General features: G+C 47.9%; 6 protein-coding genes. 4 read left to right on the forward strand and 2 right to left on the reverse strand.

The features are described 5' to 3' along the window. Positions 1-40: 40 nt before the first annotated feature. Positions 41-694 (reverse strand): helix-turn-helix transcriptional regulator, encoded by a 654-nt coding sequence (locus AC5JLP_RS27745; RefSeq protein ID WP_496071079.1) that lies wholly within the window; start codon positions 692-694, stop codon positions 41-43. Between the two features lie 142 nt (positions 695-836). On the opposite strand from AC5JLP_RS27745, the gene AC5JLP_RS27750 reads away from it, so the two are divergent. The 4 genes from AC5JLP_RS27750 to AC5JLP_RS27765 all read left to right on the forward strand — a co-directional run bounded on the left by AC5JLP_RS27750 (position 837) and on the right by AC5JLP_RS27765 (position 7,010). Further along, positions 837-1,736 (forward strand): helix-turn-helix transcriptional regulator, encoded by a 900-nt coding sequence (locus AC5JLP_RS27750; protein WP_496071080.1) that lies wholly within the window; start codon positions 837-839, stop codon positions 1,734-1,736. Between the two features lie 222 nt (positions 1,737-1,958). Beyond that, the gene (locus AC5JLP_RS27755; protein ID WP_496071081.1) at positions 1,959-2,270 is read left to right on the forward strand and encodes a hypothetical protein; all 312 of its coding nucleotides are present in this window, start codon (positions 1,959-1,961) and stop codon (positions 2,268-2,270) included. A 125-nt stretch (positions 2,271-2,395) separates the two neighbouring features. Further along, the gene (locus tag AC5JLP_RS27760) at positions 2,396-3,658 is read left to right on the forward strand and encodes an efflux RND transporter periplasmic adaptor subunit (RefSeq protein WP_496071082.1); all 1,263 of its coding nucleotides are present in this window, start codon (positions 2,396-2,398) and stop codon (positions 3,656-3,658) included. 220 nt (positions 3,659-3,878) lie between these two features. Further along, positions 3,879-7,010 carry an efflux RND transporter permease subunit gene (locus AC5JLP_RS27765; protein ID WP_496071083.1) on the forward strand — a complete coding sequence of 1,044 codons (3,132 nt, stop codon included), beginning with the start codon at positions 3,879-3,881 and terminating at the stop codon, positions 7,008-7,010. 551 nt (positions 7,011-7,561) lie between these two features. On the opposite strand, the gene tnpA is transcribed toward AC5JLP_RS27765, so the two are convergent. Then, positions 7,562-7,993, reverse strand: coding sequence for an IS200/IS605 family transposase (gene tnpA / locus AC5JLP_RS27770; protein WP_496071084.1), 432 nt, complete (start codon positions 7,991-7,993; stop codon positions 7,562-7,564). Positions 7,994-8,198 lie beyond the last annotated feature (205 nt).

Raw genomic sequence — 8,198 nt, forward strand, 5'->3', positions numbered from 1 at the left:
GTACTCGTCAGTGCTGCTCGAGTGGCAGACGAACCTAGATTTATTGCCCAAGGACTCGATACACACAGCGGCGATCGCCCGCGATAATGTGTTCTGTGCGCTCAACAATCGCATCTTCACCTAAGACTGTCTGGAACATCTCTAGCTCTCTAGTACAAAGTCCTGTACAGGCAGTTGCAGCAGCACAAATCGGGCAATGATTTTCGAGCAATAAGAACGAACCATCTGTTGATGGGTGGAGTTCTGCCATGTAACCCTCATTAGTTCGCAAAGCAACCAGCGTTTCTAAGCGCTGCTGTAGTGTTGCATAGTTTGGCATTTGCGCTTGATAGCTCGCAATTTGTTCGCGGGTTCTGATGTTGAGAATGCGATCGAGACCCGCTTCACCAAAGGCTTCTTTAACAGAATTAATGAAGCTCAGCGTCAATTCGGCATAGCTATCAGGAAACAGGCGATCGGCAGCCGGGGTCAATTGCCACAGCTTTGCGGGTCGTCCCATTGGGCGCGCTTCCTCAGAGTAAGTGACCAATCCTTCTTTTTGCAGTTCATATAAATGTTGGCGAACTGCCATTGCCGAGATACTCAGTTGTGATGCTAAGACGGTCGCATCTAGCGCACCATGCTGCTTGAGAAAATTGACAATTTTGCGCCGAGTTCGGACAGCAGCAGCTTTAAGTTGTAACTTTTCTGTCATGGAAACCAATTGAGCCTCTGTTGCACATCCCTAATTTACACCAGAATACAACTTTATAAAGCTATTCCTTTAGAATATATTAAACTGAAGTCATTCCGATTACAGTAAGCCTTAGCAGTTTGGCTGATAGAGGTTGTGAGTTATGGCAGGCGAAGAGGTTCTAAGCGTTGATTTGACTAGCCAAGCTGATTCCTTGATGCTTTATCCACACAAAGCTTTGGTTTCGAGCGCTTCAGCCAACTGGAACGAGTTCTATCTTCAGTATCATCGTCAGCCGCCGTATGAAATGGCTGAACATTCCTGTCGGCAACATCGCATCATCATCCACGATCGCACTCTGCAAGCACCCATGCTTGCAACCATTGAAGAAATGACGCAACCGACTCCAATTAGCTCCGGAACGATCACAGTCATACCCGCAAATTCCCGAAATTGGGCATGTTGGGATTCAGAACATCAGTTTATTGCGCTGGCTTTTGAATCAACTTTATTGGCACAGCACGTTGCTGAAGCACCTGGTATGAGAAATGTTGAATTGACACCTACACTCAGTCGCCCTGATCCTCTAATTCACAGCATTGGACTAGCCCTCAGAACAGAATTGGAATCGAATGGGATGGAGGGAAGTCTGTATGTAAATGCCATGACGACTGCATTGATGGCACACCTATTACGTCATTATTCTACCCAGTCGCAGGCGTTTCCGACAATCACAAGCGGTTTGCCAAAGCGCAAATTGCAACAAGTAATAGATTATATTTATGAGCATCTAGAACAAGATTTGACCTTATCGGAGTTAGCTGCAATTGTTCACATAAGTCCAAGTTATTTTTCTGGCTTATTCAGACAGTCAACAGGTCTTGCACCGCATCAGTATATGATTCAGTGCAGAATCGATCGTGCCAAGCATTTGCTGCTAAAAGGGGAACTGTCGATCGCAGACGTTGCCCAGTCCCTTGGTTTTGCTCATCAGAGCCATCTCAGCCGTCACTTCAAACGGCTAGTCGGAGTCACTCCTAAAGCATTTCTCAAACGTCAGTAAGAATGTGTCCAAAAAAGTAGAAACGTGCAAGACAAAGTCGATGCCATTTTGTAGAGTTTATTTATAAAGCTTTTTCTTTATAAAACTAGCGCTATTGCAGCCATACAATTGCCAGTTTTCCATCAGCAAGCGATCGCATCTGCTTTTGCTGCAACTGTTGCGTGGCTGAGGCAAAGCGCTAGCTTTTTTAATGCATAAACCTGCCATTTAGGAAGCTGAACCATGAAATTCACGATCACTATGAGCGGCTTTATCCTCTTGACTGCCATCTTGTCGGCGATCAATGGAAACGCACAAACAGCACCACGATCGCAGCCATCACCACAACCAACTTGGGTTGCCATCAAACCATCCGAACAAGCGACAACACCATCAGAACAGCCGACAAATCAAAGTTCAGAGAACGTGCAACAAAGTGCTAAATGTGCTTTGAATCCCAAACCTCAGCCTGTTCGAGCAGAACCGCGCTTGTTGGAACGCGATCGCCTCATCATGGAGCGCTCTTTACAGAAAATCATTCCACCCCAGGAATAACCAGGCATGCAGAGTAGGGACGTTACCTGTAACGTCCCTACAAACTGATTCAGGAACGTCAGCCGTGTGTCTCACGCCAGTGTTTCCTGCTAAGGAACATCATTTTCGATCAAGGGAAGGGAGTTATGAGCAAGAGCCAAACAATGCTAGGGAGATTTAGCTGGTTACTCTCAACTGTTTTAATCCTGACAGTTGCAGGAGCCTGTCATTCAGTTGATTCAAGGGCAAAAGCAGAAAAAGCACAAGCTACCGTCGTTCGCGTCAAACTTGCCTCAGTCCAGACTGGTGCAGTTCGCAACAGTTCGGAATTCATTGGGCAGCTAGAGTCGCGGCGATCGATCACACTTCAACCTCAAATTGATGGGCGAGTGGCTCAAATCTTTGTCCAGCCTGGAACTGAAGTTGCAGCAGGTACGCCTCTAGTTCAAATCAATCCCGATCGCCAACAGGCCGAAATTACCAGTTCTCGTGCTGTCGCCGCGTCAGCCCAAGCCGATGTTGAAAGTGCTCAAGCATCCCTCCTGCCCTTGGAAGCCGATCGCCGCGCTAAAGCGTCTGATGTGGCACTGCAACAGCAACAGTACGATCGCTACTCAACCCTATACCAGGAAGGCGTGGTGAGCCAAGAAGTGCTAGATGGCAGGCGCAATAACCTGGATAATGCCAAAGCAGAACTGGATGCCGCGAAAGCTCGCATTGCAGCCCAGCGGTCGATCATTGCCAGTAAGAAGAAAGTCTTCCAACAGACGACCGCCAACGTAAGCGGGCAGCAGGTTGAACTCCAGTACTACCAGATTACGGCTCCCTTTGCCGGGACGATCGGTAATATTCCAACTAAGGTAGGCGACTATGTCAGTCCTTCCACTCAACTAGCAACCATTACCCAAAATCAACCGCTAGAAGTTAATTTGTCGGTGCCCTCAGAACGTGCGGCTGATTTACGACCTGGAATGACCGTGCAGCTTATCGATCGACAGGGCAAGTCGATCGGCAATAGTCAAGTTTTCTTTATTTCACCTAGCGTTAATAATCAAAGTGAATCGATTTTGATTAAAGCCCTCTACACCAATCCAGGTAAGCGTTTACGAGCCGATCAACAAGTGCTGACCCGAGTGATTTGGAATGAGCGTCCGGGTGTGCTTGTACCAACGACTGCCATTTCTCGCCTGGGTGGAAAAGACTTTGTTTTTGTCGCTCAAGCTCAAGCCGATTCTCAACTAGTGGCTCGTCAAAGACCTGTAACCCTGGGTGAAGTGGAAGGTGGAAACTACCAGGTCATTGAAGGGCTAAAACCTGGCGAACACATTGTCGTTTCTGGACTTCAGCAACTCTCGGATGGAACAGCTATTCTCTCAGAAGCGATGAAACCGATCGCGCCCAGTTCATAGCGAAGTACCTGATGAATGATGAGATTTCTGCTCATATTGGCAGTCTCTACAGCCGCAACTGCTCTTTTATGTCTGACAGTTCTCTATGCTGGACGACTCAATCCGCTTGCAGCATTCTTGCTGTTTCCAGTCGGCATATTGGGTGTGCTATTTGCCATAGACGCAGTTTAGGTTCACAACCTTTCGATTTCAGGAAATTTGATGCACTACAGGTTATGCCATGTTCGTCGATTTTTTTATCAAGCGTCCTGTCTTTGCCATTGTTTCGGCTCTAATCATTATTCTGGTTGGGGCGGTCAGCGCATTCACGCTACCGATCGCTCAATATCCAGAGGTTGCACCGCCGCAGGTGGTCGTGAAAGCGACCTACACGGGAGCCAGTGCAGAAGTAGTCGAGTCAGCCGTTACGGTGCCGCTAGAGCAAGAAATCAACGGTGTAGAAGGGCTGAAATACATCACTTCCACGAGTGGCAATGATGGCAGCAGCACCATTACCGTCACGTTTGATTTGTCACGCGACATTGATCTGGCGGCTGTGGATGTGCAGAACCGGATTAAAGCTGCGGAAGGCAGGCTACCGGAAGAGGTGCAGAAGACCGGCGTAACGGTGACAAAAACCTCCACACAGCTAATCCTGGCGATCGCCCTCTACTCCGAAAACAATGAATACGACAACCTATACATCAGCAACTATGCAGATTTATTCCTCAAAGATGCGTTAAAGCGTGTAAATGGTGTGGGCGAGGTGCGGTTCTACGGTGAGCGTAAATATGCTATGCGTCTCTGGCTTGATCCTAATCGACTTGCTGTGCGAGATCTAACCGCCGCAGATGTCGCTAACGCGATACGGGAACAGAATGCACAAGTTGCAGCAGGACAGCTCGGTCAGCCGCCTACGTCAGGCAATCAGCCCTACCAGTTCAGTGTCCGAGCTTTAGGTCGGCTAACTGATACCAAAGAGTTCGGCGAGCTGATTGTCAAATCAGACAAGGATGGCACACTGGTTAAGCTCAAGGATGTCGGGCGCACAGAACTGGGCGCGGAAGATTACAGCGTCCTGGTTCGCTTCAATAGCAAGAGTGCAGTCGGCATTGGCGTTTCGCTGCGACCGGGGGCAAATGCTCTGGATGCAGCCAGAGAAGCCAGAACAGCACTAGAGCGACTGGCTGAACAGTTTCCCCCTGGACTCAAATATGCGATCGCGCTTGACACGACAACCTTTGTGGAAGAGTCGATGCATGAAGTGATTAAGTCACTGTTTGAAGCGATCGTTCTGGTGATCATCATTATCTTTATCTTTTTGCAGGATTGGAAAAGTACGCTAATTCCATCGATTACGATTCCCGTTTCCTTAATTGGTACATTCCTATTCACAAAGCTATTTGGGTTTTCAGTTAATACATTGACATTGTTTGGTCTAGTCCTAGCAACTGGATTAGTTGTGGATGATGCCATCATTGTGGTGGAAAACATTGCTCGGTTCATTCAGGAAAAAGGGATGTCGCCTCGTCAGGCTGCTTCTGCTGCCATGCAGGAAATCTCTGGTGCGGTCTTGGCAACGTCTCTAGTGCTAGCCGCCGTCTTTATTCCAGTTGCCTTCTTTCCAGGCACAACGGGACAACTCTACAAGCAGTTTGCCTTGACCATTACCTTTTCGATCGCGGTTTCAACCTTCAATGCCTTAACCCTGACCCCGGTGCTTTCAGCGATGCTGCTTCGCGCAGGCAGCGAACGACGGGGATGGTTTTTCAGTCCGATCAACCATGTGCTGACAGGGCTACAAGCAGGATATCACCGGGCTTTAAGACACTTGATGCGGTTCAAGAGTGCGATCGTTTTTGGCTTCGTTCTCTCTCTAGCATTGACCTACTGGATTTTTCAACAAGTGCCAACAGGCTTTGTCCCGACTGAGGATCAAGCTTATTTTGTCGTAGCCATTCAAGCCCCAGAAGGTTCTTCGCTAGATTACACGGATCAGATCATGCATCAGGTTGAGCAGGAGCTTTTGAAGATTCCTGAAATCACAGGTGTCTTCGCGGATGCTGGATTCACCTATACGGGCAGTGCTGCCAACCAGGCAACAATTTACGTCACGCTGAGGCCAGTATCGGAACGCAAAAAAGCCGAGCAGTCAGTTGATGCCGTGATCGCTCAACTGAGCAAACCCTTTGGCAACATCATCGGTGCGACAGTCAATAGCTATCCGGCTCCAGCGGTGCAAGGAGTGGGCAATTTTGGCGGTTTCCAGTTTGAGCTACAAGAGCAGGTTAACCGGGGTTTTGATACGCTGGCTCAAGCCACCAGCTCAGTAGTAAAGCAAGGAAATACGTTGCCTCAGTTGCGAAGCTTATACTCTAGCTTCAGTGCCAATAACCCACAGTTGCTGGTCAAAGTAGAGCGAGAGAAAGCAAAAGCGCTTCAGGTCTCTTTACAGGATATTTTTAGCACACTGCAAGTTTTTCTGGGATCGGAGTATGTCAACGATTTTGACTTTCTGGGGCGGATCTACCGAGTCTATGTGCAGGCAGACCAGCCGTTCCGTTCTAGCCCTAAAGATATCAACCGCTTCTATGTTCGTTCTCAAATTGGCGAAATGATCCCGCTCAATAACTTAGTTGAGATCACGGAAACAACTGCGCCTCAGCAGATCAGCCACTATAACTTGTCTCGTTCGACTGAGATCAACGGCTCACCCGCTCCGGGATATAGTTCTGGAGAGGCGATCGCCGCCATGCAGCAGGTAGCAACCGAACGATTGCCTAAAGGCATGACCTATGAGTGGTCGGGCTTATCGCTGGAGCAAGTGCAAGCTGGTTCACAGGTCATGATCATCTTTGGCTTAGGCATTGTCTTTGTCTTTCTCGTTCTAGCCGCTCAGTATGAAAACTTTATCGATCCTTTGATCATCCTTTTGGCAGTGCCCCTGGCTATTTTAGGTGCTCTACTCTTTCAACTGCTTCGAGGACTGGAAAACGACATTTTCTGCCAAATTGGCTTGGTGATGCTAATTGGCATGGCTAGCAAAAATTCAATCTTAATTGTTGAGTTTGCCAACCAGCTCAGAGAAACTGGGCTTTCCATTCCCAAAGCAGCCGTTGAAGCGGCTCAGACTCGTCTCAGACCGATTCTGATGACCTCACTAGCAACACTTTTAGGCATTTTGCCGCTGGTCACAGCATCGGGGGGCGGAGCAGCCAGCCGACAGTCTTTGGGAACAGCCGTCTTCGGCGGCATGATTGTCTCGACGTTTTTGAGTTTATTTGTGGTGCCTGTGCTGTATGTGGTGATCGTTTCTCTCCGTGATCGCTTCCAACGCTATCAATCTGCTGATCGCACCACTTCAACTCATTAATTGCTTGCAAAAGCAAAATCTAAAGAGGGTTTTGGCGCAGAATACGATGATTCTGCCGAACAGTTGTTGCGGCAGGGAGAAAAGTCCGTCGTTGACATTGCTCATTGGGAGGTGTCCCATTAAAACCATCTCAATCACTATTACAAGCAATTACTTGGCATCATGCCTAAAGTATTTCTGCAAAGTCAGTAAGAATGTGCCCAAAATCTCAAGAATGTGCAAGACAAGATTGATGCAGTTTTATAGAGTTTGTTTATAAAGTTTTTTATTTATAAATTCAGAAGTCATTACAACAAGTCAATCATGAGATTTGTCAGTAGCTAATCAAATGAAGTTTTGCTGTGAATATCTGATGCAACGGAATTTTTAATTGGAGGTTAGACCATGAAATCTATGATCGTTAGCGCCTTAGTGCTGCTCATTCCGATTCTATCGATTGCCAAGGGGAATGCACAAACAGAAGTTAAATCACCTCCGGCTTTGCCGGAGGCTTATCTTTGTTAGCCCCCCAAGGGGGCAGGGTTAGGTGTCTCCCAAGGAGACGAGCAGCCTCACCGCAACGGCAAATTCAGTTGCTCTAACCGGACATCCTCCTCTTCTTGCTTGCGCATATAGGCTCGCACTACCTGTTCATCCAAGCCAACCGTCGAGACATAGTAACCGCGTGCCCAAAAACTCTCGCCCGTATAGTTGCGCCTTTTACCAGCAAACTGACGGGCAATTGCAATCGCACTTTTGCCCTTGATAGACCCCACAATGGCAGAAACGGCATACTTGGGTGGAATACTGATACAGATATGCACATGGTCTTTAAGCAGATGCCCTTCGACAATCTCACACTCCTTCTGCCGAGCCAGTTCGTGGAAAATTTCCCCCATATACTTTCGCAACTCGCCAAAGATTACCTGCTTGCGTCGTTTGGGAAGGAACACAATGTGATACTTGCAATTCCATGTCGTGTGATTTAGCTTCTGATAATCCATTTCAATTCTCCTGATAGCTCGAAAGCACATTCGCTTTCAGACAGGAGAATTTTTCTGCTATTGCTGCACCCAGTCAAACGTTTGAGAGTCTCCCCGGCAAAGCCGGGGGCTTACCCGATTTAGTTACCATCACGAATTGTCAAGTATTTTGGGCTCTTCCCAGCTTTTGGTGATGGTTTGGCAGAACATCAACGAGTTAGGATGC

This window comes from Stenomitos rutilans, assembly GCF_059505485.1.

Coding starts and splice junctions, on each gene's coding strand:
- AC5JLP_RS27760 (WP_496071082.1), top strand. CDS start 2,396: ATGAGCAAGAGCCAAACAATGCTAGGGAGATTTAGCTGGTTACTCTCA.
- AC5JLP_RS27755 (WP_496071081.1), top strand. CDS start 1,959: ATGAAATTCACGATCACTATGAGCGGCTTTATCCTCTTGACTGCCATC.
- AC5JLP_RS27765 (WP_496071083.1), top strand. CDS start 3,879: ATGTTCGTCGATTTTTTTATCAAGCGTCCTGTCTTTGCCATTGTTTCG.
- AC5JLP_RS27745 (WP_496071079.1), bottom strand. CDS start 694: ATGACAGAAAAGTTACAACTTAAAGCTGCTGCTGTCCGAACTCGGCGC.
- tnpA (WP_496071084.1), bottom strand. CDS start 7,993: ATGGATTATCAGAAGCTAAATCACACGACATGGAATTGCAAGTATCAC.
- AC5JLP_RS27750 (WP_496071080.1), top strand. CDS start 837: ATGGCAGGCGAAGAGGTTCTAAGCGTTGATTTGACTAGCCAAGCTGAT.